This window comes from Paenibacillus sp. WG02 (genome assembly GCF_055396115.1).
Genome location: NZ_AP036016.1, coordinates 4,627,443 through 4,650,943 on the forward strand (window position 1 = coordinate 4,627,443; position 23,501 = coordinate 4,650,943).

At 42.5% G+C, this 23,501-nt stretch carries 22 protein-coding genes and 1 pseudogene; 4 read left to right on the top strand and 19 right to left on the bottom strand.

The annotated features are described in order from the left end of the window. Positions 1 to 410: 410 nt before the first annotated feature. From ACBP55_RS20935 to ACBP55_RS20965, 7 genes and pseudogenes are all read right to left on the bottom strand, one after another. The gene (locus ACBP55_RS20935; RefSeq protein ID WP_464653366.1) at positions 411 to 1,814 is read right to left on the bottom strand and encodes an alpha-galactosidase; all 1,404 of its coding nucleotides are present in this window, start codon (positions 1,812 to 1,814) and stop codon (positions 411 to 413) included. Next, positions 1,803 to 2,518, bottom strand: a pseudogene (locus ACBP55_RS20940) (glycoside hydrolase family 36 N-terminal domain-containing protein); the annotation flags it as partial. The gene ACBP55_RS20935 and the pseudogene ACBP55_RS20940, both read right to left, overlap by 12 nt. A gap of 29 nt (positions 2,519 to 2,547) precedes the next feature. Then, positions 2,548 to 3,366 (bottom strand): carbohydrate ABC transporter permease, encoded by an 819-nt coding sequence (locus ACBP55_RS20945; protein WP_464644684.1) that lies wholly within the window; start codon positions 3,364 to 3,366, stop codon positions 2,548 to 2,550. Then, positions 3,366 to 4,250, bottom strand: a complete 885-nt coding sequence (locus ACBP55_RS20950; RefSeq protein ID WP_464644685.1) for a carbohydrate ABC transporter permease — start codon at positions 4,248 to 4,250, stop codon at positions 3,366 to 3,368. Before ACBP55_RS20950 ends, ACBP55_RS20945 begins: the two co-directional genes overlap by 1 nt. A 114-nt stretch (positions 4,251 to 4,364) precedes the next feature. Then, positions 4,365 to 5,702 (bottom strand): ABC transporter substrate-binding protein, encoded by a 1,338-nt coding sequence (locus ACBP55_RS20955; protein ID WP_464644687.1) that lies wholly within the window; start codon positions 5,700 to 5,702, stop codon positions 4,365 to 4,367. 110 nt (positions 5,703 to 5,812) lie between these two features. After that, the gene (locus ACBP55_RS20960) at positions 5,813 to 7,417 is read right to left on the bottom strand and encodes a helix-turn-helix domain-containing protein (RefSeq protein WP_464644689.1); all 1,605 of its coding nucleotides are present in this window, start codon (positions 7,415 to 7,417) and stop codon (positions 5,813 to 5,815) included. Continuing rightward, positions 7,410 to 9,197 (bottom strand): sensor histidine kinase, encoded by a 1,788-nt coding sequence (locus tag ACBP55_RS20965; RefSeq protein WP_464644690.1) that lies wholly within the window; start codon positions 9,195 to 9,197, stop codon positions 7,410 to 7,412. Before ACBP55_RS20965 ends, ACBP55_RS20960 begins: the two co-directional genes overlap by 8 nt. 191 nt (positions 9,198 to 9,388) lie before the next feature. Between ACBP55_RS20965 and ACBP55_RS20970 the strand changes: the two genes are divergently transcribed. Then, the gene (locus ACBP55_RS20970; protein ID WP_464644691.1) at positions 9,389 to 10,036 is read left to right on the top strand and encodes an alpha-amylase family protein; all 648 of its coding nucleotides are present in this window, start codon (positions 9,389 to 9,391) and stop codon (positions 10,034 to 10,036) included. 111 nt (positions 10,037 to 10,147) lie between these two features. Here the strand turns inward: ACBP55_RS20970 and wrbA are convergent, their stop codons facing one another. The 5 genes from wrbA to tdh form a co-directional block, all read right to left on the bottom strand. Then, the gene (wrbA, locus tag ACBP55_RS20975; protein WP_464644692.1) at positions 10,148 to 10,762 is read right to left on the bottom strand and encodes an NAD(P)H:quinone oxidoreductase; all 615 of its coding nucleotides are present in this window, start codon (positions 10,760 to 10,762) and stop codon (positions 10,148 to 10,150) included. Between the two features lie 110 nt (positions 10,763 to 10,872). After that, positions 10,873 to 11,292, bottom strand: coding sequence for a DoxX family protein (locus ACBP55_RS20980; protein ID WP_464644693.1), 420 nt, complete (start codon positions 11,290 to 11,292; stop codon positions 10,873 to 10,875). A gap of 545 nt (positions 11,293 to 11,837) precedes the next feature. Next, the gene (locus ACBP55_RS20985; RefSeq protein ID WP_464644694.1) at positions 11,838 to 12,011 is read right to left on the bottom strand and encodes a hypothetical protein; all 174 of its coding nucleotides are present in this window, start codon (positions 12,009 to 12,011) and stop codon (positions 11,838 to 11,840) included. 145 nt (positions 12,012 to 12,156) lie between these two features. Beyond that, positions 12,157 to 13,332 (bottom strand): glycine C-acetyltransferase, encoded by a 1,176-nt coding sequence (locus tag ACBP55_RS20990; protein ID WP_464644695.1) that lies wholly within the window; start codon positions 13,330 to 13,332, stop codon positions 12,157 to 12,159. A gap of 51 nt (positions 13,333 to 13,383) precedes the next feature. Further along, the gene (gene tdh / locus ACBP55_RS20995; protein WP_464653367.1) at positions 13,384 to 14,424 is read right to left on the bottom strand and encodes an L-threonine 3-dehydrogenase; all 1,041 of its coding nucleotides are present in this window, start codon (positions 14,422 to 14,424) and stop codon (positions 13,384 to 13,386) included. Positions 14,425 to 14,562: 138 nt separating this feature from the next. On the opposite strand from tdh, the gene ACBP55_RS21000 reads away from it, so the two are divergent. Continuing rightward, positions 14,563 to 15,123, top strand: a complete 561-nt coding sequence (locus ACBP55_RS21000; protein ID WP_464644697.1) for a helix-turn-helix domain-containing protein — start codon at positions 14,563 to 14,565, stop codon at positions 15,121 to 15,123. Positions 15,124 to 15,207: 84 nt separating this feature from the next. Here ACBP55_RS21000 and ACBP55_RS21005 read toward each other — a convergent pair whose 3' ends face one another. The 7 genes from ACBP55_RS21005 to ACBP55_RS21035 form a co-directional block, all read right to left on the bottom strand. Continuing rightward, on the bottom strand, positions 15,208 to 16,470 hold the full coding sequence (locus tag ACBP55_RS21005; protein ID WP_464644699.1) for a Gfo/Idh/MocA family protein: 1,263 nt from the start codon (positions 16,468 to 16,470) through the stop codon (positions 15,208 to 15,210). Positions 16,471 to 16,505: 35 nt separating this feature from the next. After that, entirely contained in the window at positions 16,506 to 17,345 is an 840-nt protein-coding gene (locus ACBP55_RS21010; RefSeq protein ID WP_464644700.1) for a carbohydrate ABC transporter permease, read from the bottom strand. A gap of 13 nt (positions 17,346 to 17,358) precedes the next feature. Beyond that, positions 17,359 to 18,243 carry a carbohydrate ABC transporter permease gene (locus ACBP55_RS21015; protein WP_464644702.1) on the bottom strand — a complete coding sequence of 295 codons (885 nt, stop codon included), beginning with the start codon at positions 18,241 to 18,243 and terminating at the stop codon, positions 17,359 to 17,361. 81 nt (positions 18,244 to 18,324) lie between these two features. Then, positions 18,325 to 19,638 (bottom strand): ABC transporter substrate-binding protein, encoded by a 1,314-nt coding sequence (locus ACBP55_RS21020; protein WP_464644704.1) that lies wholly within the window; start codon positions 19,636 to 19,638, stop codon positions 18,325 to 18,327. 141 nt (positions 19,639 to 19,779) lie between these two features. Then, positions 19,780 to 20,826 carry a LacI family DNA-binding transcriptional regulator gene (locus ACBP55_RS21025; protein ID WP_464644705.1) on the bottom strand — a complete coding sequence of 349 codons (1,047 nt, stop codon included), beginning with the start codon at positions 20,824 to 20,826 and terminating at the stop codon, positions 19,780 to 19,782. Between the two features lie 144 nt (positions 20,827 to 20,970). Next, positions 20,971 to 21,876, bottom strand: a complete 906-nt coding sequence (locus ACBP55_RS21030) for a protease complex subunit PrcB family protein (protein ID WP_464644707.1) — start codon at positions 21,874 to 21,876, stop codon at positions 20,971 to 20,973. A gap of 112 nt (positions 21,877 to 21,988) precedes the next feature. Beyond that, positions 21,989 to 22,471 (bottom strand): hypothetical protein, encoded by a 483-nt coding sequence (locus ACBP55_RS21035; RefSeq protein ID WP_464644708.1) that lies wholly within the window; start codon positions 22,469 to 22,471, stop codon positions 21,989 to 21,991. A gap of 276 nt (positions 22,472 to 22,747) precedes the next feature. On the opposite strand from ACBP55_RS21035, the gene ACBP55_RS21040 reads away from it, so the two are divergent. Both ACBP55_RS21040 and ACBP55_RS21045 read left to right on the top strand, forming a co-directional pair. After that, positions 22,748 to 23,266 (top strand): SH3 domain-containing protein, encoded by a 519-nt coding sequence (locus ACBP55_RS21040; RefSeq protein ID WP_464644709.1) that lies wholly within the window; start codon positions 22,748 to 22,750, stop codon positions 23,264 to 23,266. Further along, positions 23,211 to 23,501: a C40 family peptidase gene (locus tag ACBP55_RS21045; RefSeq protein ID WP_464644710.1), complete on the top strand. Its 291-nt coding sequence runs from the start codon at positions 23,211 to 23,213 to the stop codon at positions 23,499 to 23,501. The genes ACBP55_RS21040 and ACBP55_RS21045 overlap by 56 nt, the downstream gene beginning before the upstream one ends.

The window sequence follows — 23,501 nt, forward strand, 5'->3', positions numbered from 1 at the left end:
ACTCCTTAGAGCATTCGGCTTTTGTGAGGGCAGATGAGCAATAGTGTGGCTAACAATGTTGTAATTTCTGCAACAATACACACGCTCAAGGCTATTTTGCAAGTTGAAGTTATAGTTTGTACAACAATTCGAGACCATTTGATGAGAAATCGCCTTTATAATGCCAATTTGTTGTACATTATGCAACAATGTAGGGAAAGAGGTGAGATTTTGGCACAATTGTTGCACTTTCTGCAACATCATTCATTAAGCAACCTCAATTCAGCATTTAGGAGATTTGAACCCGATTTAAGACACCTCAATGCAGAGCAAAATTGGACGAATGAATCGAAGGTCTCCTTCGAACAACCTGCGTGCCGAAAAAAACCGCTTCTTCCCCCTTTAAGGAAATGAAACGGTTTCTACCCTCTTCAGAGTCTTTTCAATCGAATCAATTTACTGTCAAAATCCCCTGTTAGCTTTACCTTTAAGCCGACATGCATTAAATTTTTACCCTTGAATTGAATGGGGCCGTTTTCAATCCCAAAAACCTGATAGTCAACATCTGGCTCAAGACCTTGAAGATATAATCGAGGTAATTCAGAGGCAAATCGCTGAGCATGCAAAAAGACAAAAACAACGGCCTCACTGCCATCTGTACTTATATACTGGACTGCTGCGAAATTAGATTCTCGAAGGGAGTGCAGCCGATATAGATTTCCCGCACTAATAATCGGCCTTATTTGTTTATATAACTGAATGAAAGTGGACGCCTCTTGAAACTCGTCTTCCGACCATTGCTTCAAGTTCGCTCCAATGCCCAATCCCCCCATCATGGCACTATGAAAGCGAAATGATAATGGAAGTTTTCTTCCATTTAAACCGTGCGGTGAATCCGTGACCCAACACATCATCACATGAGGACTATACACATACGAGAAGCCCTCCTGAATGCTAAGCCGATCGAAGGCGTCCGTATTGTCGCTAGGCCAGACTTGATCCGCATATCGCAGGATACCGAAATCAATCCGTGCTCCCCCGCCTGCGCATGATTCAAATTCAACGTCAGGAAACCTTTTTCTTAGTTCAGCCCATATCTCATATAAATTCTGTACATGTTTAACCCATATGGCATGATTCGGATTTTGAAATTTGTAACTCGTTCCCGGTTCTGTAATGGTACGGTTCATGTCCCATTTGATAAAAGAGATCTGATTGGTACTTAATAAGTCCGTCATGAAATCCAAAATAAATTGCTTAACTTCCGGTTTACCTACATTCAACGTGTACTCATTCCTAAGTTGGGTGCCTTCTCGTGTAGGAAATTGATAAACCCAATCCGGATGCTTTCGATAAAGATCGCTATCTGGATTCACAGCCTCTGGTTCTACCCAAAGGCCAAAATCCATCCCCAAGCTCGTCACTTCATCAATCAGCTCGTGAAGACCGTTCGGAAATTTGGACGGGTTTACATACCAATCCCCAAGTCCAGCTTTATCGCTGTTTCGGCTGCCAAACCATCCGTCATCCACGACAAACAGCTCTACACCAAGACGGGCAGCTGATTGTGCCAGCTCCTTCTGTCCCTTGGCCTCCACGTCGAAATAGGTAGCTTCCCAAGAATTGTAAAGCACTCTTCGTGGAGCTCGAGAAGGAAAAATTGCTTCCCTTTGATACGTATGCAGCTTTCTGCTCATATCACCAAACCCAGAAGAGGTGAAACCACCAATAAAGGAAGGGGAAGTGAATACTTCTCCGGCATGTAACATAATCGAACTATCAAAATCGTTTATGCCGCCTACGACTCTGACATGATTAAAGTTGGACTTCTCCATAACGATTTTCCAATTTCCACTCCAACCGAGCACACCGAACCAGACTTTACCTGAAGCTTCGTCAGCTTTGCCATTATCAATCGCAAACCAAGGATTCGCATGCGGTCCTGTGAAGCCTCTTCTCGATTCAAGTGTTTGCTTACCTTCCGACAGCATCGTCTCTCTCAGCTGGAATTCCCCGCCCATCTCCCCGAAACGTGAGTCAGACGATAGTCCGAAAGAGAAGGTAATGACCATGCAGCGGACATCAGCTGTTCAATCACGATGTCTTCCTTACTTTGATTCCATACTTCAACATGTCTCTCAATTAAATCAAGGTGGTAAACCATTTTATAATGAATGTTCACAGCGAAATCATAATAAACATCTTTGAGCTGAACGATTAAAGTATCCGTAGATTGTATTTCATACCCGATATAGGCCATTTTCAAATCTCTTACACCATCATGAAACCGTGCTTTCAAGCAAGGTTCCACATAACTGCTTCCACCCCAACAGCCATATTCCTCCATCTCCCGTTCCAATTCCGCATCGAATGAACTGTGGTGATGGCTCTTAAGAAGATACCCACATTCCCGCGCATCAACCGTTTCTCCCCAATAAACCTGCTGCAAGATCCCCTTTTCGTTGATACCGAACAGATAGGACGTACTTCTCAATTGAATTTCGAACAATCGCAAATCTTCGTGAAAGGTTATCGACATGGAAGCCACCCCATTGTTGTAATTTAATGTTACCCTTTGATTGCTCCTGCGGTAATGCCTTTTACAATAAATTTCTGCATAAGTAAGAAGAAAGCAACGATTGGAATCATCCCCATCACCGCATAAGCAAATGCCAGGTTGAGATCACTGCTGTATTGACCGAAAAAATAATACTGCTGGAGCGGAATTGTACGCAATTTCTCTTTTTGCAGAAAAAGTAACGGAAGCAGGAAATCATTCCATATGTAAAGCGTATTCAGTACCATGACTGTAGCTGTCACCGGCTTTAACAAGGGAAAAATGATCCGAAAGAAAATCCCCGGCACAGAGCACCCGTCTATTTTGGCTGCCTCTTCCAATTCTCTCGAAATGGCTTTAATGAATCCTGTAAAGAAGAATACACCGGTTTGAACGCCAGCGCCGCCATAAATCAAAATGATGCCCCAACGCGTATTGATCATATGAAACATTTTCCCCAACTGATAAAGAGGCAGCATCGTAATCTGAAAAGGCACCATGATTCCCGCTAAAAATAAGAGGAAAATGAGTTGAAAATATAACCCTGTTCTTCTTGCAATGGCATATCCTGCCAGAGAGGAAACAGTAATGATGAGTACAACCGCACCTGTCGTAACAAGGAAGCTATTCATAATGGCTCTAGGATAATGGGAAGTATTCCAGGCATGAATATAATTCGCAAGATTGACTCCCGAGGGAAGACCATAGAAGGATAAGAAAGTTTCCTGACTCGTTTTCAGTGACATGAGGATGGCTACATAAAAAGGAAACAGAAAGGTTAGTGACAGAAGCAACATTAACACGAAGACAGCAACCTGCGTCTGTTTCACTATAATTCCACTTCCTTTTTTCTAAATATCTTAATTTGAATGAGGGTAACGACAACAAGCAAAATGAAAAAGATCATCGATAATGCGGTACCATAGCCGCCCTTAAGCGAAGCAAACGAAGCACGATAAATAAAGGTGGTAAGCACATCCGTAGAAAATCCTGGACCACCGTTCGTTGTCACATACACTAAATCAAATACCTTGAGTGCTCCTGTCAATACCAGAACCATATTGATCGTAATGGAAGGCGCAATTAATGGTAAGGTGATATGCCAAAAGGTATGTCTGACACCGGCTCCATCCATCTTAGCGCTTTCGATTAATTCACTCGGGATATTCTGTAATCCCGCTATGAAAATAATCATCGGCGTGCCAATTCCCTGCCAGACAGCAACCACAATGATCCCCCACAAGGCGTAGCTTGGGTTTCCTAATGGACTCGTCACACCATCTATCCCAACTAGTTTCAATAAATTAGGCAGCCCTTTACTGTAGTTATAGCTCCAAATAAACCCGGACAATACAATCGAAATGACGCCCGGCAAGAAAAATATCGTTCGAAAGATGTTTTTAAACTTCAGAAAGGAATCCAAAATTATTGCAAATAGCAGCGATATACTATTGACCAAAATGGTCAAAATGATGGCGTATTTGAAGGTGTTCGTTAAGGCCCTCCAGAAGTCACTATCCCCAATGGCTTGGACATAGTTATCCCAGCCCGTGTAGTGAAGCGTTGTGGAAACTCCGTCCCAATCGGTAAAAGAATACTTGATCCCCATCGCTAAGGGAATAACAAGCGCGAATATAAATAAACACAAACCCGGAAGTGTAAACAAAACATACCATGACTCAATTTTCCATAAGCGTTTCAAAGCTTTCATCATGAAGTCCTTTCCAGCGATATAACAGCAGCACAAAGTAAGAAGAGTCTGCCTAATGAAGGTTTAAACGTTCATCCAGGCAGACTCACCTGCCATTACATGCCCTATTACTTAAGCTTATTTATGATTCTTTTCGACCCAGTTATCCATATCTTTAATGATTTCGTCGGCCGTCATCTTGTTGAATACCAATTTTTGCAAGTCCCGATTAAATTGGCCTGCCCAATCAATCGTCGATTTTGCCAAGTAAGTTTGTGAATTATAGATGTTTCCTGCTTCAATATACGGCTTTAAATCATCAACCGCTGGAGCGATATTAGTGACTGCACCTTTCACGTAGCTCAGCGATTTGGTGTTATTTACCCATGCGTCTCCGCCCTCTTTACTTCCAAAAAAGGCCAGGAATTTCAAAGCCGCTTCTTTATGCGTCGATTTGCTGCTTACAGCCAAAGAGGCATCTGGGTTAAATTCCAGTTTATTTTTGCTTGCATCATTACTGAATGGATATGGAAAATAACCGATGTCATTTTTGTACAAGTCAGGGTTCTTTTTCTCAATATCCGGAAGCGGCCACGTGCCCATGTACATCATTGCGGCTTCGCCTTTGGCGAATAAATCTACGGCACCGTTGTAATCAACGCCGAGTTGATCTTTGTTGCCATATTCAAAATATTGCTTGGCATGCTCTATCGTTACTCTTGCTGCTGGATTATCCGCAAATTTGGCCTGACCTTTTTCCATTTTCTCAAAGAAATCCGGTTGATTGAAGATAAGAGCTGTATTACTCGGCATATCACGAGTGACCCACATCCCAAGCGGCCAGCCATCTTTCCAACCTAGAGCAAACGGCGTCTTACCAGAATCCTTAATTTTCTTGGCTGAAGCCATTAGCGCATCCCAAGTTTTAGGAATTTCCAATCCTAGATCTTTAAAGATTTTCTTATTGTAAAAAACGGCGATCGGTGTGCTGTTTACCGGCATGATGTAATTTTTCCCGTCGGTTGCTTGCTCTTTAAGCACACTCGAATCAAAATTTTTCATAAAAGGCTGATCTGTAATATCCTGTAAATAACCGCCATCTACAAGAAGCTTTGTTTGACTCCCTGAATTGAGTGAAAATACGTCAATAACATCGCCGCTAGCGACTTTCGTTTTGAGCAGTGTGTAATAATCATCATATTTAACCGGCTGCACTTCGACCTTGATGTTCGGATTTTGTTTCTCGAATTGGTCAACAATTTTCTGAACGCCGTCCGTAATGTCACTCTTGAAATGCATAAAGGAGATTGTAACTTTTTCTTCTTTCTTGACGGGCGTACTCGTACCAGCAGCTGTTGCCGCTGCGCTTGCAGCAGGAGTTGAGGTTGAAGAGTTCGTGGTTCCGCTGTTTCCACACGCCGATAGTAACCCCATCACAATGAGCGTACATAAGGTAAAACTGATCCTGTTTTCCATGCCATATCCCCTTTTCTTATTCAGGTTGCAGATGAACATAACGTTCCTCTATCTCTAATTGTAGTTGTATGCATATCAGACAGTAATACAAAATCTTGTGTAAGGTATGTTCATTTTTTTGTGATTTTTGAACTGCCTCCATGAAATTCCCGGTATTCCGAAGGCGTTTGACCCGTGAATTTTTTAAATACCTGACTAAAGTATCTTTGATTCTCGTAGCCGATCAATTCGGAGATTTCGTTTACCCTTCGTTCTGAGGAGACGAGGAGCTCACATGCTTTGTCCATACGCAGTCGGGTTAAATATTCAATGAAATTCTCATTGGTAACCGTTTTAAACAATTTGCTGAAGTAACTGGGATCCAGATGAAAGCGTGTAGCCACATCAACCAAGCTCAAATCTTCAAAATAATGCTTACCGAGAAAATCAGTAATTTCTTGTACAGAGAAAGAGGAATCTTGCCCGCCAAAGTGGACACATAAGTCGGCAATATGAGCACTCATTTTATCAAGGCAGACATTTATGCTGTCGATATCCATCACATGCTGAAGACTTGGATAATCAACAATTGCCTGATTGGCATATGAAATCTCCTTCATACCGCTGTCAAGCGTCTCTACCAGTTTGGTGCATTCATAGTGCACGTCTTGAATACGAATATCAGTTGAAAGAGTTATTCTTCTCCTGAATTGCTCCAGCCATTGATTGATTTCCTTCTCGTCTTTGTTGACTACGGCACGTTTTAACGCTTTCAAGTCAAAAGAAGACAGAATTTTAACAGTGGAGACTTCATCTTTCAACTCAGCTTTCGAGACGCATAAACCGGTCTTATGAAATTTATTATTCCAAAGCTCGGAGAGCGCTTCTTCGTAAGCGATAGGCAGCGTTTCCAATCTATCCATATTACGGCTAATGCCAACAACCACATCCACCTTCAGCATGGTATGAACCGCAACTTGGAACTCATTTAACACAAGTTCGATTCGTTCCGAATCAAATTCGTCTGCAGACATAATCACACACAATTTCATCCGGTCATCCGCAGTGAAAACTAACGGAGCTTGGTTTTTTAACATTTCGGATAAAATGTTTTCCAAGCTAAACATCACCAAATCAGCATTTCCGTGAAATTTACTTTCGGACACTTGCTTAAATTGACGCAAAGTTAGCATCACCATGCGATACCTGTTGAAAGAATGTGCTATTTTAAATTCTTGTGCTTGCTTCATGATATCGGACTGATTCACAATGCGCTGATTAGACACATGCTGCAGAAAAACCTCACGCTTTAACTTCCATACAGCATTCGCGTGATGCTCTTGTTCACGATGAACTCCGTCTTTTTGCAGTGCATCTATGGCCCTACAGATGGCATTGTTTAAATCTGTGACAGAAACAGGCTTTAGCACATAGTCGCATACCTGATACGTTAATGCCGCTTTTAAATTTTCAAATTCCGAGTATCCGCTGATTACAATAACTTTGATCTCCCTGTGCAAATGAAAAAGATTCTCCAGAAACTGTTTGCCGTCCATAACCGGCATATTCATATCCGTTACAACAATGTGAGGCTTGTTTATCTGAATCAGCTGCAGGGCTTCTTTCCCATGTTTGGCCTCTGCAACTACCTCTGCATGGACAGAGAGCTCATCGATTAACTTGCGAATCGAGCGTCTTCCCCACTGTTCATCGTCAACTACCATGACTTTATACATGATCCGTACCTCCCTTTTGATAGGGAATTGTGATATAAACGCTCGTCCCTTGACCCCTAATACTTTCCAAATGTAGGCCATACTCTGGGCCATAAACCATTCTCAATCGTTCATGCACATTTTTTAATCCAATAGAAACACCGGAATACACTGTCCCTACATTGTTTTCTAAAGCATTTTGCATATCGGTCAGCACATTATCATTCATACCAGGCCCGTCGTCTTGAATCAAAATCATAATATTCTGGGAATCTCGGATGGCAGATAAATGGATATTAAGCACAGTTTTTTCTGTTTTTCCCAAAGAATGCACGATCGCATTTTCTATAATAGGCTGCAGGACGAATCGTAACATTTGACAATCCATCAGACCTTCTTCCACATCAATTTTTGTTTGCAAAAGCTCATCAAAACGAAATTTTTGAATGTGCAAGTAATTATTAACGTGCAGCAACTCCAAACCTAGTGTTGATTCCTTATTGCCTTCATAGAAGCTGTATCGAAACATGTCTCCGAGCGCACTGCACATTTCGTGAACTTCGTAATCACCGTTGAGTACCGCCTTCCCACCAATCGTTTGCAACGTGTTGTATAAGAAATGCGGATTAATTTGCGTCTGCAATGCTATGATTTGCGCCTCTTTATTGCGTAATTTCATTTCGTACTCCGATTCGATTAAGTCACTAATTTTACGGGTCATGAAATTGAAATTTCTGGACAATTCAGAGATATCATCCCGCCAATCATTTACTTTTAAGGAGACGGAGAAATTGCCATTACGCACGGCTTTCATCATCTTTCCTAACCTTTGAATAGGCTTGGTGATATACTGCTGCGACATCAGAGAGAATAAATAGATAAATAAGATCACGACAAATAGAATGACAAGGGTGAGGTATAAAATATATTTACGGTTCTTATTCAACTCTGTGTTAGGGTAAACGATGCTTAGCTGAATGTTGCCATGATCCAAATAAGACGTACTTATTAATAGATCTCGACGGTCATTAAAATTCAGTTCATGCTTAACGGTACTAATCGGAAATGAGGAGATTGAATAATCCTTAATTTCTTGTGAGTAGGCCTCGCTAGTCTGATAGAACCTCTCCCCCTTCGAGTTTTGCAGAACAATGGCATTGGGAGCACGATTATACAGCTCAATCCTCTTCTGAAAATCTTTATTTTGAATGTAAAATAAAACGGTTCCAATTTTTTTCTTGTAATAAGGATCATAAATGGTGATGGCATAAACAAAAAAAGACTGCTTTAACTTTTGATCAAAGTAAGTCAACATAAAGGTTCGTTGAAAAGGCAAATCCAGTAAGGCTTCCGAATTTGGAAAGTCATCCCCTAGTTGAAGCGAATCGTAAATACTGGCTCTAGACCAGCTTTCTTCTAAAGTATTCTTTTTCCCATAGAGCATGATTTTAATAACATCTTCATTCTGACTTTGCAGCAGCGTGTAATAATTACTAAGAGAATCCCTCACATTGATTATGTCAGCATTGTTATAATCGCTTCCATTTTCCATTAGATCCATAATGCTTTTAAAACCGTATACCTGCAGGGCGGAATAATTAATCGTACTAAAATACTTATCCAGATAGTCTGATAAATAGTCAGCATTCTGATCTGCCGTTCGAACCATGGTATTTTCTAATAATTGCGTACTTGTTTTATAAAATAAAAGGGCTAGTAAAAGTAATGGAATCATTGAAATAACTACGCTGATCCAGACAATTTTCGTTTTGATACTTCGATTCAAGAAAAGCTTGATCATTCTAGCTGCCCCCCATCATTGATAGAACAATTATATCAAGCCTGTCGTTTTATGAGCATATTTTGTTGCTCAGAGAGCCCCACCTTCATTCTATCTAACTAAAAAGAAAGGGCAATCCAATATTTTGCGTTGTTGATGTTCAATTTTTCGACGTGCAACCTGATGCACCAAAAATTTGACATTCAGAACACATGCAATTCGGAAGCACATACGCTGTTGGCGAGCCAAAGCTGGAATGGAACAAAGGTGTTCCTATGGGATATAACAGCTTCTATAACTTCCCAACGGTCGAAGCCATGCGTTCAACGGTCGATTACTTCGCCGCTCACCTCAAACCCCTCGGTTATACGTATATGAATCTGGATTGCTGTTATAAAGGTGTCTCCGGCCAGTCGCAGGGATCGGATTTTCTGGATTTTGCGAATTATGTACATGGCAAAGGGATGAAAGCAGGTGGATACGCAGTACCCTTTGGTATTTTTGATTCCTTATCAACACCAGTGCCCGGTGCACCGGCATATACATTTCAAGACATCGCGCTTAAGGACGACAACGGCAACCCCATCCAGACCTATATAAATACGTATATCGTTGATGCCACACATCCCGCCGCGCAAACTTATCTCCGATATCTAATGAACACCTATTATGTAAATGCAGGCATCGATTACGTAAAACTAGATTTTCTCGACTTCGGCATGTTCGAAGGAAACCATTTCGACGCCTCGAAAAATGGCATTCAAGCTTATCGGATCGGCATGAAGATTATTCGTGATGCTTTACTCGCCGCACCTCAAGACATCTTTATTAAGTATGAATACACCATCTATGTTTATTGATGCACCGCATACCATTTTCCCATCAAATGATCGATCTAGCTTCTTCTTATGCAAAAGAAAAAAGTGACAGCAGTCAATATCTGACTAACTGTCACTTCTTATATTTAGCAATTAATTAGCTAAGCCTGCTTTAATCGCGCGAGCTACAGTCACTGTACGCTTCGCTTGATGCATAACCGACTTCTCAACATCTTCAACCATCTTACCGGATTGATCAACAGTCACACTCGTACCGTAAGGATTACCTCCGGAAGAGAAAATGACAGGATCTGTATAACCAGGCGCAGCAACAATTGCACCCCAATGATACATACTTGTGTATAAAGATAGAATCGTTTGCTCTTGTCCACCATGTGAATTTTGAGCTGATGTCATTGCACTTACAACTTTGTTAGCGAGTTTCCCTTGGAACCATAGACCGCCTGTTGTATCCAAAAATTGTTTCACTTGACCTGGCATATTGCCAAAACGTGTTGGGATACTGAAAATAATCGCATCAGCCCAATCTAAATCATCTAAAGTGACAGTAGGGATATGCTTAGTTGATTCAACATGCGCCTTCCAAACTGGATTGGAATCAATGGCTGATTGTGGAGCAAGTTCAGGAATCTTTAAGACTCTAACTTCCGCGCCTGCTTCTCTTCCGCCATCAGCTGCCCAATTGGCAAGTGTGTGGTTCGTTCCTGTTGAACTGTAGTATATAACTGCAAGTTTTACATTCGTCATCTTAATTCGCTCCGTTTTCGCTGTATTTCCAAAAATTTTATCGAGAAAGCCCATAACAAAACACCACCATCATTTATTTACTGGAATGAACCTCTTAGACCATAGAAACATTACATATGCTGTGTTGGTTTTTGACTCTTTTTGAATAAAGAATCAATGGAAATGACATAACTGCCATTTAGGAGAAGATAAATAGCGGCCCCAATCATGGAAAGATCCAATTCGTATCCGGCCATTTGACCATTCCCGAGGAATCCGACGGCTAATTTCACTTTAAAAGTAGCGACTAAAAGGAGTATTACCATTAGTGCGGATACAATACGTGTACCAAAACCTAAAATCAGTGCAAGGCCCCCTATCAGTTCAATCGTAGCCACGACGTAAGCCATAAAGCCTGGAATACCGATACTGTCAAACCAGCCTGCTATATTGCCAATACCTCCTTGATACTTAGAAAAACCATGAGCAAAGAAGGTAATTCCTAGCAGCACTCTTAGTATCAATGCGCCAATATGATAATTATTTTTCACTCTTTTATGTCCCCCTTACTTCACTAACTTTTTTAAAGTCATAAACTTTATGTTCGTATAATACTGTATTTTGCTTACTAATGTCAAGTAACTATAAATAATTTATTATTATACTTATTATGTATTAACGTAAATAATCACGCCTGCACTCGGCAGCCGTGATTATCAATTTAACAATGATCCTATGATATAACCTTGCTAATCAAGCATTAGATGATAAAATTCAATCCACTACTTTGATTTTTTCTTAGCTGCGGATCTTCCTTGTTTCTCCGGATCGTTTGAAGGTTTCTCGGCATGTTGAGACCCGTTTGGTTTGATTGGTCCGTTGTCACCCATGTTCATTGCTCCTTTCTTTCGCATCTTATTTAATTGTTTACCAACAGATAACGAAATATTATCAATCACCAAATCTTATACTTGCAATTTTATCGACAGAAAACAAAAAAAAGAGATGGCAAGAAGAATGCCAGCCCATTAATTTTCATTTGCCCCTAAGTGAATCTAAATTCTGAGCCTTATCACCTCTGCAATTTCATCCGAAATTAGACAGGTTTTTGATGGTTGGTGTAAACCCCGATTATAGATAGGACAGCTGCAACGCCATTAGCAATAGCATTCATTTGATCATCTTGAATAATATCTAATCCGTAAGCATTCAATATCAACTTGGCTGCTCCTAGTAAACCCAAAGCTAACGTATAATAGTTCACTTTCATTTCTCTCACCTCCTATAAAAATAGGATGCTATATCCTATGTGAGAGATTAAGAGTTGGACATATCCATATGGCATGGTTCTAAAAGCACAAAAAAGTGCTGCAAACCTTGTTTAGAGGTTGGCAGCACTTTTACTTTTACTTTTACTAAATCAGTCCGAACTCCTGACCGACCTTCTGCAATCTATCTAAGGCAAAAGATAAGTCTTCCTTTGTATGCTGAGCCGTAACAATTAGCCGCACTCGGCCTTTATCCATGGCAACCGTTGGATAGATAATTCCTTGGGCAAACACGCCTTCTTCCAGCAAACGATCCGAAAAGCGCATGGTTTGTGCAGGATCGCCTATAATAATCGGTATGATAGGTGTCTCACTTGCACCCGTGTCAAAGCCTAATTGCTGTAAAGATGCTCGAAATCCATTCGCGTTATCCCAAAGCTTTGTTACTAAATCCGAGCTTTCCTTAAGCACTTGAATAGCGGCTAAACACGTAGCTGCAACGGCAGGTGTTTGCGAGGTGCTGAACAGAAACGGCCTTGCCGTATGAATCAAATGCTCTTTTAAGAGCTGAGCGCCGGCAACATAGCCACCGACGGCTCCGATTGCTTTGGATAGGGTGCCTATTTGGATATGCACTCTGCCATGAAGACCGAAATGGTCCGTCGAACCTTTACCGTTTGTGCCAAGCACTCCGCTCGCGTGGGCATCATCCACGTACACAATGGCGTCGTATGCTTCTGCTAGTTGAACAATGTCAGGAAGCGGCGCGATATCGCCATCCATACTGAAGACGCCATCCGTCACAACGACACGTTTACGATGTTTTTGCGTTTCTTTCAAAATGGCTTCAAGCTGATTCATGTCCTTGTGAGCGAAAATTTTACGGCTCGCTTTCGTCAAGCGAATGCCATCAATGATACTCGCATGATTCAACTCATCGCTAATCACCACATCATCGGCTCCCAGAACTGCTGACAATGCGCCTTGGTTCGTTGTAAAACCAGACTGGAACACAAGGGCAGCCTCCGTGCCTTTAAACTTGGCTAGCTCGATCTCCAGTTCATCGTGAATATCGAGAGTTCCCGTAATCGTTCGCACCGAACCGCTGCCAACCCCGTACTTCTCGATTGCTGCGATCGCAGCTTCCTTGAGCTTCGGATGATGGGTCAAGCCCAAATAATTATTGGAAGACATTTGAAGAACTTTCTTCCCATTGAGGTACATCCAGGAATCGGAACCGCTCTCCCATACCTTAATGGAGCGGTATCTTCCTTCTCGCTTCCACCCTTCAATATCCGCTGCCAAATCGTTCAAATAGTTCATGTGAACCTCCTCAGAGTTTTGCGGAGCAAAACTTGCTTCGTAAGCATCCGCCTAATGTGTAAATACAATTTTCCCGCATTGACCTTGATTCATTAACCGGAAAGCTTCCTCATACTGATCTAATGTAAATCTATGCGTAATAACCGGTGCCAGATCAATTCGCTTCTGATTCAGTAATCCCTTCATTTGATACCAAGTTTGGTACATCTTTCGCCCTGTAATCCCTTCAACGCGCAGCCCCTTGAAAATAATTTGATTCGTTAGGTCCAGGCTCACCTCTTTGGTTGGAATACCGAGCAAGGATACTCTGCCCGCATTGGCAGCAGCTTCAAATCCGTCTACGATGGCCTGCGGATTTCCGGACATTTCAAGAACAACCTCAACGCCTTCTCCATCCGTCATTTCTCGGAGAGCCTTGGATATACGCGTTTCCATGGCGTTAATCGTGTAATCCGCGCCCATTTTTTTGGCGAGCTCCAAGCGGTTAGGGTTAATATCCGCGGCATATATAGCTCCTGCTCCGCAAGCCTTTGCTACTTGAATGGCCAATAAACCAATCGGGCCCACACCAATAATGGCAACCGACTTGCCTACAATGTCGCCGGACAGAACCGTTTGCACGGCGTTACCGAGCGGATCCTGCAAGCAAGCGATTTCAAAAGGCAGATCAGGAGCATTATGAATAATGTTGGTCGCCTTCACAACGGCATATTCGGCAAAGCAGCCAGGTGCCGTAATCCCGAAGCTTCTCGTATTCGGGCAAACATGTGCATTTCCTGTACGGCATGCTTTACAGATACCGCATACCATGTGGCCCTCCGCAGAAACATAATCACCGATCGCCACACCTGTGGCACGTTCTCCGACTTCCACAACTATACCTGCGAATTCATGACCAAAGACGTTTGGAGTTACAACGGTTTTATCTGCCCAAGCATCCCAATTGTAAATATGTAAGTCTGTTCCGCAAATCGAAGTTGCTTTAATGCGGACAAGAACTTCATCGGCACCGCAAGTCGGAATAGGAACTTCTTTCAAAATGGCACCAGGTCCTCTGTGCTCTTTAACCAATCCAATCATGGTTGCGCCCATCATGGTTCCCCCCAAGTAAAGTTTAATATAATGCACAAACGTGCGCTTTATCATCTATATACCATATTATACAAATGTATGTTATATTGTAAATAGGCATTTTGACAAAACGGAAAATAAATTTTTGGGGGGCCTGAAATGAACGAACCGATACATAAAATGGTGGGTAGAAAACTATTAAATATTCGCAAAACAAGAGGATTAAGCTTAGATCAAGTCGCTGAATTGACTGGTGTGAGTAAAGCGATGTTAGGGCAAATTGAACGGGGAGATTCAAATCCGACGATTTCCGTACTTTGGAAAATTGTGAGCGGCTTACAAATTTCATTTACAAGTCTAATCGAAGATACCGAACCAAAGATTACAGTTGTCCGCGCAGCCGGGCTTTCGCCATTTGAGGAGGAAGATGGCCAATATCGCGCGTTCCCGCTCTTCCCTTTTCACCCTCAAAAGAGCTTTGAAATTTATACCGTCGAAATGGATCGTGACTGCAGCCATGCCTCCGAACCTCATAATGAGGGCGTTGAAGAATACATTCTCATGGTAGAAGGAAAACTCGATCTCACCATCTCCCAGGAAAGCTACACGCTCAAAGCTGGCGATGCCATTCACTTCACAGCAGATCGGCCCCATACGTATTCGAATACATCAGACGCTAAAGCCGTCTATAAAACCATAATTTACTATCCGCCTACTTAATTTAAGACTAAGTGGCTGGTCGGCCGTCATTAAAGAAAGAACGCAATCCGCCGAATTACCAAGGCCGCTTGCGTTCTTTTTTCATTAAACCTTGACTAATGTTTTGTAAAATTGCTCAATTTCAACCGGTTTTCCGCCGTTCAAACGTGATTCCTCAGCGGCAAACGCCATCAGATGGCTTCGCACAGAAGCCGCCGCGGATGATTCACTCTCTCCACCTGCATATCCACGAACCTCGCGAAGAAAACTGCGCACGATGCCCACATCGCCGCCGCTGTGCCCTTCTTCGGATGCATGGACATGAATCGCATTCTGCTCATTCGTCATAAAATCATGGACAGTGAATGTATGCTCTTCCATGTTTCCTCGAATTTCACCCTTCGTACCCATGACCTGCACAATGCGCGTATTATCCCGAGTGAACCCGCACATGCTGAACATCGCGGTAGCCCCGCTGGCAAATTCCATATTGACGACCTGATGGTCAACGACATTGTTATCGCTGCGATACACACATTTGCCGTATGGCGTTGTGCGCAGTGCCTCCAGAATGCCTTCTAAACTCGTATCCGTTGTGAACTTTGCTGCCCAGTTCTTTCCGGTGCCCAAATAATATTTGGGCGCATAGTATTGGCAGTTGGCTTCCGCCGGACAACCGTCAAGACAGCGTGCTGGAGCTCCTTCTGGCGCGTTCTCCTCATTAAAATGCATAAGTGAACCGAATGAACTCACACGCTCGCAAGGCTCGCCCATAATATACGATAAAATATCCATATCGTGGCACGATTTGGCCAAAATCATCGGACTCGAAGTATCCGAGTTATTCCAATTGCCGCGCACAAAGCTGTGCGCCATATGCATATTGCCGACATTTTCATTGAGTTGAATGGACACGATTTGTCCAATCTTCCCTTCATCGATGACGCGTTTCATCGCCGTCCAGAACGCCGTATAACGCAGTACATGGCATATCGTCAGTAAGCGATTATACTTTTTCGCCATACGCTCCATTTCGACGCATTCCTCTGGACTTGGAGACATCGGCTTCTCAAGAAGGACGTGATAACCAAGCTCAAGCGCCTTAAGCGTCGGCTCATAATGCATCTGATCCTGTGTACAAATGATGGCGATATCCGCCAGCTTCGGCTGCGCCAAGAGCTCTTCCCAATCCGAATGGGCATGCTCCTGCGAAATTTGGTGAGCAGCAACAAACGCTGCCCTTCTATCTTCATCGGGTTCCGCTACCGCGATAATATCAAGCTCATGAGGATAATTGAGTGCGTAAGGCGCATAAGCATGGGCACCGCGACTGCCGGCTCCCAGTAGAATGGCTGTAACTTTTTGCATAGTTGGTTTCTCTCCTTGTGATGTCTATTCGTTTGTTAGGACTTACTGCCTGTAAAAGCAATCCCTTGAATAAATGAGCGTTGGAAAATAAAGAAGATAATAATCATAGGCAAAATAGCCATCATAGAGCCTGCCATAATAATCGTATAATTCGTTTTATGCTCGCCTTGGAGGAACGCAATGCCCGCTGAGAGCACCATTTTATCCGGTGAGCTGTTGACGATGAGCGGCCACATCAGATCGTTCCATGACCACAGCATGGTGAAAATGGCGAGAGCAACCATCCCCGATTTGGCTAAAGGAAGCATGATCTGCCAATAAATACGAAATTGATTACAGCCATCAAGCTTAGCGGCTTCTTCCAGCTCGTGCGGCAGCGTCATGAAAAATTGGCGCAGCAGAAATGTGCCGAAAGCGCTGAATAAGCCTGGCACGATGAGTGCTGTAAGCGAGTTAAGCCAGCCTAAGTCTTTCATAATCATATACTGCGGGATAAGGAATACTTGACCCGGCACCATAAGTACGGACAGCATCAGAATGAAAAAGAAATGACGACCCGGAAAGCTAATTCGCGCAAAAGCATAAGCGGCTAGCGAGCAAATGATTAATTGGCCGATTACTTTTATCACCGTTGTAATAAAGGTATTCCAATAAAAAGTGAAAAATGGCAAGTTCACAAATACCTTGGTGTAATTGCTCCATTGAAACGTTTTAGGAAGTAGGACCGGAGGTATCGCGGTTGACTCTCCTAATGTTTTCACCGATGTAAGAAACATCCATATGAAGGGAGTTACCATGATGACAGCACCTAGGATAAGAATAAGATGAATAACCCCGGTCTGAACCGATTTTCGTTGATGGATTCTGGTGTTCATGCAGCCGCCCTCCTCATTCGTAGTGAACCCATTTCTTCTGAATTTTCATTTGAATATAAGTAATAATCATAATAATGGTAAACAGCAGGACTGCGATTGAGGACGCATAGCCCTTGTTATTTTGCAAGAAGCCGTATTTGTAGTATAAGAACACAACTGACTGCGTGGATTCCATGACGATATCGCCTACCATCATATATATGAAGTCGAATACCTGAAAGGCGCCAATCAATGAAGTAACCAGAACGAAAAAAATGGTTGGCGTCAAGAGAGGTATCGTAATACGCATAAATTTGGTTACAGGCCCCGCACCATCAATGGATGCGGCTTCATAGTAGGAAGATGAGATACCTTGGAGTCCGGACAGAAAAATAATCATGTGGCTGCCAATGGAACACCATATAGCAACAATAATAATCGATAATAACGCCGTGCGATTATCCGTCAACCAGTGAGGACCAGGAATTGACAATAAACCAAGTAAGTAATTGATCAAACCAATATCAGAGTTGTACAGCCATTTCCAGACCATAGCAATCGCGGCCGGCATGGTTACGACCGGAAGAAAATACATTGTGCGGTATATGGACAAGCCTTTGACCTTTTGATTAAGCAGAACCGCCAGCAGGATGGCAAGGATGATCCCAATCGGCACTGCAAGAATGATATAAATACTAGTATTCCGGATAGCTTGAAGCAGCTCTTTATCCGTAAACAGCATCTTGTAATTCGATAAGCCTGTCCAGGTGTATTTGCCGAAAGCCCCCCAATCCGTAAAGGAAAAATAAAAGGTTTGGAACACAGGCCAAATATAAAACACCAGCAAGCCAAGCATTAGTGGCATAATCATGATATATGCCCACTTCCAATCGGATAGTCGCTTCGAGCTGAATCGCATGTTTACTCACTCTCCTATGAGTGGAATTGGGGAAGGAGATCCGCTTTCGAACGTTGCATTCCAAAACGGATCCCCTGAGCCTTATTTTTCTGCTGCTAATGCTTGGTTCATCTTAGCTCCGAGCTCTTTGGCTGCATCAGCTACCGGTTTATCTCCCGTCCATGCATTTTTCAAAATATCTGTTTCATAAGTATTCCAAACTGAAGTATTTTTGGACACAGGGTATGGCGTTGCATACTCTGCCATGTCAATGAAAGCTTTTGCTTTGTATTGCGGGAATGTTGCTAACCAGGAAGTCTCGCTGCCCTTATAAGCCGGAATCGCTCCGCCTTGCTTCGCAGCGATTTCAGCCGCTTCCTTGGAGCCAAGGAATTTAACGAATTCCCATGCTTCTTTCGGATGTTTGGTGTTCGCGGATATGACATTACCCAGACCGTGTATGACAACACCTTGCTTTTTCCCTTTTGGCAGCACAGCAACATCTGCCTTGTTTTTCATATCAGCGTTTTGATTGATCGTAAACGCTGCCCATGAGCCGTCAAAATACATAGCGAGCTTGCCTGATGTGAACATATCGGCAGGAGCCGTTTCCGTCATTTGAGCTAGCGTAGGAGATACTTTATGAACTTGAATCAGATCTGTTAGAAATTTCAAACCTTCAATCGCTTCCGGTTGATCAAAGCCTGATTTCTTATGATCATCGGAAATGACATAACCGCCAGCCTGAAGAATTGTGTTGTAGAAATCCTCCTGGTTCATCATTGGAGCAGCGAATCCATAGATGCCCTTGGCAGGGTCTGTTAGTTTCTTAGCCGCTTCCGTCAGTTTGCTCCAATCCCATGCGCCGTCCGGATACGGAATCCCTTTATCATCGAACAGCTTTTTGTTGTACCACAAGCCAATCGTGTCAAAGTCTTTAGGAATCCCATAATTTTTGCCGCCCAGACTATAGAGCGAAACCAGCGAGGTTGGATATTTGGAGAGGTCTAATTGATCAGTCTTGATCGTCTCTGTCAAATCCTTTAACATGCCGTTCCCTGCATACTTGACGAAATTAGGACCATTCATCCAAAGCACGTCAGGCATTGTCCCGCCTTGAGCGGCTGTTTCTAATTTGGTGAAATATTGTTTGTACGGCGTATTCTCCGCTTTTACTTCAATATTCGGGTGACTCGCTTGGAACGCTTTGATGACATCGGTCATCGTGTCCATGCTCCAGCCGCCATAAGTAATTGTTACTTTTTCAGCAGATGCTGCAGCCGTAGCCTTACTATCGGTTTTGGGAGCTGCTGTGGATGTAGAGTTCGATGAACCAGAATTACCGCAAGCGCTTACAACAACCATTGCCGACATGAGCGTTGTGATGAGAACAACCTTTTTTGTAGTGTTGACCATTTCGCTATCACCCTTTTTTCATTTTTTTATAATCGAACATGCAATCGTACATACGCCGAAAACCTATTTCACCCCCCTTCATTTCCCTGGAATTAATTGGCGCCAAATTCTGGACAACGTTATCCAACAAACCAAAAAAAATTACTTTCTTGTAAACACAGAAGATTGTCTGACAATAAGTCGATGTGGAAGCAGCACTTTGGAAAGCTGCGGGTGCTCTCCATTCAGCATATCCAGCAAGGTTGAAGCTGCTGATGTGCCTATTTCGACCTTTGGTACATGAACTGACGATAACGGCGGTGTGGTATATTGGGCAAAATCGATATTATCCATCGAGATGAAGGCAATATCCTCTGGAATACGCAATTGGTTCTCAATCACAGCTCGCATTGCAGGAATCGCTAATTGATCACTCGCCGAAAATATCGCCGTAGGACGCTCCAAATCCGTTCGTTTCAGTCGCTCCATGACACTCTCATAACTGCGGTCGATTTCCCACCGGGTGTCTATCACCCATTCTTTATTTAATGGAATACCCGCATCGTACATGGCAAATTTATAGCCCTGAAATCTCTCTTCACTGTTTAATTCACTTGTATGCCCTGGCCCTCCGACAAAAGCAATGGATTGGTGCCCTTGCGAAATGAGATGATCGACAGCAGACTTCGCGGCATGAATCCGGTCGTAATCAACCATGGTAATTTCTGTACCGTTCGTACAAATCCCGATCAGTGCTAAGTCCTCCACTTTTAACAAGTAGTCAACGATCTCGGGGCCTACTTCGCCAACGATAATAATGCCATCGACTTGAATGTCATGTATGCAACGATGCAGCAGCGCTTCGTCCTTAAGCTCATCAGAGGTATGGATGAAACCCAGAGAATAACCGGATTCCAGTATTTTCTTGGTAAACGCAGTAATGATAGGAGAGTAATAAGGGTGATCGTCGTTCAAACGAGCCGTTTGAATGATACAGCCAATTTGCTTAGTCTGCTTTTTCTCTGTCTTTTGTTTGTTCACAAGGAGACGCGCCGATTCATTAGGTATGTAATTCAATTGACGCACAGCCTCCCAAACCTTGGCCTTCGTCTCCGGATTGATGTGCCTGCTGGTGTCATTTCGTACTACACGTGAGGCTGTTGAAATGGAGACTCCGACTAAATCTGCAATATCTTTGAGAGTAGGCAATTCATACAGCTCCTTCTATCCAAACCTATATCCAACCGTTGCCCAAACGTTATCCTGATGTTTGGGGCAAGCGCTTTCTTACAGAATAATTCATCTCTTTATTAGTTGTCAATATGTTTGACACATTAAATTTTGACAAGCTATTTATTTCGAAGCTGCAGGTTCGGCTACTACCTTATAATTGGACGAAACATACGTGACAGTTTTGGCTTCAGTTATCACCTGAGCATACATCATGTCAGGTTTCGGCTCGAGCAGAGTATACATAATGACAGCCTGACCATCTTGGTTAAACTGGATTGCATTAATTTCAATGCCATAGCCAGGGTTTGGTTTATCCCCTCTTGACAGTGTTACCTTGTTAACTTCATCATTTACTTTCTCAACTTTTACCGTTACCTCTTCAATAGGAGCCGGTTTTTGAATATGAGCTTCCTTCACGCGGATAGCGTTATAGAGCCAGCTTGCTGCTTCTCCACGCGTAAGCTCACCTTTGGGATTAAACTTACCGTCCTTATCAAGGGTAGTAATTTTATAAAGCAGCAGTCTCTGTAAAGTTCCTTGATACTCAATTGTAATTTGATCCTCATCCTTGATCAGAATGAACATTTTGACCAGGGGTAAATTACCTTTCTTCTCTAAGGCATGAACTAATAAGTCCCCAAATTGTTCGCGAGTAATCGTCGCATTCGGGTTCACATCCTTAGGAATCTGCAATCCATGATAATGAGCAATAATAAAAGCATCCGCATACCAGGCATCATTCGATATATTCGAATACATGTCCGTTGCTATCGGCTGTTTTTTGAACTTCATTAAATCTAAGTTCAGATCCAAGCCTTTTACAATCATTTGCACGCTCTGTGCATAGCTAATTTTCCCTCTAGGAACAAAGTGCTCCTGATCGATTCCACTTACGACCCCGCGGTCTTTTAAGGCCAGAATGGATTCTGATTGTCCTTCTTCTAAATCCAAAAAAGCAAAAGCTGAACCGAATGTTAAACTGCTGCACAATAAGGTTGTTACGGTTAAAGCGGCTATTTTTTTCATCAGCTCTATTCTCCTTTGGGCCTGTTTTTGGTTAACTTCGTTTCTGAGTAACTTACTTAACGCGGAGTAAACAAATAATGTTGCAAATGATTTTACTATATAAAAGAAGACTTTATCTCCGCTCCATGACCGAACTTAATTCTTGTTTAAATTCGTCATCTAAATGATCGTTACCTATAAAATTCAACATCAATTGTTTATTTATACGATTGCTTTTCAGATAGTTTAATAAGAGATCTGATTTATGCTTTCTACCCATCATTCGATAGGCAACGCACCATATTTCTGGGTGACTGACTTGGACACCCTGCCATATTGCTGCGTTTTCAATGGGAAACTTCACTATTCCTTTGGTGTTTCGCAATGCGAAGGAACCTATAAAATCAATATGTAAGGTGGGAATTTGAATGCGAAACTTACTTGCATATGGATAGTCTCCACTCTTAAGTTCGGTCCATGGTAAATCGTCTAATACCTCTATCAGTTTTATCATTGGACATTCCACAACAATATCCCAATCGTTCACTTTATCAACGAGCCCCAAATAAAACAATAAACCGCTCCCGCCAAGGGAATATGGAATTTTATCTATCATCAGATGAAATCCTCAATTTCTACACTAACTCAAATAACCCTCCCATATTAATCAATTGGCGCGAAAGTGCTTTCACTGTTAAGAAGAGATAAATTTACCTGTCAAGGAATTATTACTCATCAAATTCTAACGAAATTCTAATAATGGCAAATTTGGCTAGGACTGCTATGGGTTTGGGCACTATTCGGTAAATTTTAGGGTTTTTCAACTATGTTAAAGTGATTATTAGGTGCTAGATTCACCTCAGCTTTTATACCAGAAGGAGGAAGTTAATTCATGCAAATAAAGATTAAGAACTACCTTGGAAAAAAAACCATATTATCTTTAGGTTTAGCGCTCTCCATGTTTAGCGGCTTGTCCACTAGTGCTTTTGCTGCCCCTGTAGCAACAGCAACTGTGAATAAGGGTGTTAACTTCCGAGCCGATCAAAGTACAAGTGCACCCGTTTGGGGATTTATTAAACAAGGCACTGTACTGCCTGTGGAAGCTGCCAATGACTACTGGGTTTTGGTCGATTACAATGGCAAACAGGGCTATGTTTCACGCTCTTATGTAACCGTAAATGAAAATAAACCTGCGCCTGTGCCTGCACCTGCTCCTGCACCTTCCAATCCTGCTCCCGCTCCTGCACCTTCTAATCCTGCTGCTGGCGGCAGTTTAGCAAATAAAATTGTCAACACAAGCTGCCTCATTTCAAGGCCGAGTCACCTATGTATTCGGTTCGAGGGATCTTCAGCATTTGCGTTTAGATTGTTCTTCCTTCACGCAATATGTATTTCAACTAAATGGCGTTAAAATTCCTTGGGGATCTAAAGCTCAAGCCAAATTGGGCACCTACATTCCACGTAATCAGCTCCAACCGGGTGATTTGGTATTTTTCAGTGTAAGTACACCAGGTCAAATTAACCATGTAGGTATCTACATAGGTAATGGTCAATTCATAAACAATTTACCGAACAAAGGTGTAGTCATCGGTGACTTCAATAGTTCGTATTGGACAAGCCATTACATTACAGGCCGTAGAATGTAA